General features: G+C 62.8%; 1 protein-coding gene. It reads right to left on the bottom strand.

Features of this window, described 5'->3' with window-relative positions; genetic code table 11:
- Positions 1–833 (bottom strand): aminomethyltransferase family protein (locus EN991_RS38160; protein ID WP_164769755.1); only part of this gene is annotated, 833 nt, incomplete at both ends.

Here is an 833-nt window from a genome sequence, read left to right as displayed (position 1 = left end):
CGATGTGACCCAGCCGACCACGCGCCAGTCGCCGTCGACGATGCCGCGCACGGCGGATGCGCCTTCGGCAGCCTTGGAGCCACGTATTTCCTTGCCGCCCTTGTCGAAGCGCGGCGCGCCATAGCCATGCGGCTTTTCCACCGTGCCGTAGTCCTTGCTGACCTTGGCCCAGATCGGCTCGTCGCCCATGACATCGGCGTCGGCGGCATCGACGATGAAGGAGACGCGGCGCAGCTTTGGCCCCTCGGCCTGTTCCTTGGCGGCGGCCTCGCGGCCGATGAAGTCATTCTTCTCGAGCTTGATGAAGCGGTCCATCGCGCCTTCGAACGGTCCATAGATCGGCCGCAACTCGCGGAACCAGGTCGGAAAGTTCTTTTCGAGGCGCATGGAGAGCAGAGCGCGCATGCCGAAATCGACAAGGCCGAATTCCTCGCCGGCGTCCTTGATTGCTTTGTAAACCAGGCGTTCGTAGGCCGGCGCCATCCAGATTTCATAGCCGAGGTCGCCGGTGTAGGTGATGCGGTTGACCATGCAGGGCGCCCCGCCAACAGCCATCTCGCGGAAATCCATGAAACGGAAGGCTTTTGTCGAGACGTCGACATCGACCAGTTTCTGCAGCAGGTCCCGTGATTTCGGCCCGGCGATCGACAGGCCGACCAGCGTCTGGTCGAAGCGGTGGATGCGCACCGTTCCGTCCTTCGGCAGGTGCTTCTCGAACCAGCGCATGTGGTATTTCTGCGCCGCCGAAGAGCCCCAGATCATGAAGCGGTCTTCTGCCGCCTTGGCGATGGTGAAGTCGCCGATCAGCTTGCCGAACTCGTTGAGCATCGGCG

The organism is Mesorhizobium sp. M7A.F.Ca.US.005.03.2.1 (genome assembly GCF_003997795.1).
GTDB classification, from domain to species: domain Bacteria; phylum Pseudomonadota; class Alphaproteobacteria; order Rhizobiales; family Rhizobiaceae; genus Mesorhizobium; species Mesorhizobium ciceri.
This window is presented reverse-complemented; position numbering and strand designations above follow the sequence as displayed.